General features: G+C 58.4%; 2 protein-coding genes. One reads left to right on the top strand and one right to left on the bottom strand.

Annotated elements, in window-relative coordinates; translation table 11 throughout:
• Positions 1-15 precede the first annotated feature (15 nt).
• Positions 16-228 (top strand): hypothetical protein, encoded by a 213-nt coding sequence (locus AC1ECN_RS38520; protein ID WP_018493339.1) that lies wholly within the window; start codon positions 16-18, stop codon positions 226-228.
• 335 nt (positions 229-563) lie between these two features.
• Here the strand turns inward: AC1ECN_RS38520 and AC1ECN_RS38515 are convergent.
• Positions 564-1,220: dioxygenase family protein (locus AC1ECN_RS38515; protein WP_477956060.1), on the bottom strand; the 657-nt coding region annotated here is incomplete at its 5' end.

The following is a 1,220-nucleotide window of genomic DNA, read 5'->3' as shown; positions in this document are numbered from 1 at the left end:
GCCTGGAGGTGTGCCATGAGAACCATGTGCTCTGCATTGACGCTGTGTATCGCGATTGCCCTTTGCACGGCAAATGCCAGATATGTCACCCTGCCCGGATACGCCTTCAAGACCAACCCGAAATGTCAGCGCCACGAACCGAAGACGAGGTTTGACACAAGGTGCGACTGGCCGAGATTGGGCTTCAAGGACTTTACGCCCCCGCTCGTGACCGTGCTTGGAATCTGAAGATCCTGCTCAGCTTCAGGTGGGCCGGATGGTAGATTGGGGAACGTGTTGCCATTGCGGAAAAGAGCAGCCTCGCGAATCGACGAGAGATACCTCTTTTCAACATGCCGCACTTCACGGACCGCCCTGCAGTAAACGCTGCTGCCATGCCGTCTCGTTGACCGACGGATGCCCTTCGAAAGCATGTCGCACAAAAGTGTGCAGCGGTTTGCGACAACGGCATGCGTAAAAACAAAGACTTAAAGCGCGACAAGCTGAAAGATCGCGACGCGCTTTAGGGGTAACCGCTGGCGGAAATCATCGCCCGGACAGTTGCCCGACCCGCCCGAGAGGTTCTACTCCCGAGCCAGCACGAAATCGTGCTCCACCTGCCAAAACTTTTCCGCGAATCCAAGGTCGCTAGCCCGCACTGGATCTTCTACGGGCTGAAACTTGGCAAGCAAGCTCTCCTTCACGCCGAAGACGGCGTCCGAGTGGATGTACGGGTCGTCCGGGTCGAAGATGTGTGTTGTCAGCGCCTCGAAGCCCTCGGCCTTTATGATGTAATGCAGGTGAGCCGGCCTGTAGGGATGACGTCCAAGCGCGCCGAGCAGCTTGCCGACCGGCCCGTCGTCCGGGATCGGGTAATATTTGGGCTTGACCGCCCGGAACCAATAGCGGCCGTCCGCGCCCGTGCGAAAGACGCCGCGAAGGTTGAAGTCGGGTTGTATCCCCTTCTGTTGAACGTCGTAGAAGCCTTCGTCGTTGGCCTGCCAAACGTCGATGACAGCATTGGAAATCGGCCTGCCATCCGTGTCGAGTATCCGCCCTCCGATCACCATATCCTCGCCTTTCTGGTCGAGGCAGATGTTGGCGCCCATCGGCAGTTCCGGCGCGTCGGCAACGTGAAACGGACCGAGCACCGTGCTTTCAGAAGCCCCAGAGGGCTTGCGATTATTGATGGCGTCGACCAGCATCGACACGCCGAGCACGTCTGACAACAGGATAAACTC

This window comes from Rhizobium sp. 01N447_2, assembly GCF_056399245.1.
This window is presented reverse-complemented; position numbering and strand designations above follow the sequence as displayed.

Bases quoted from the DNA above. Each gene is read 5' to 3' on its own strand.
- AC1ECN_RS38520 (WP_018493339.1), top strand. From the start codon at position 16: ATGAGAACCATGTGCTCTGCATTGACGCTGTGTATCGCGATTGCCCTT.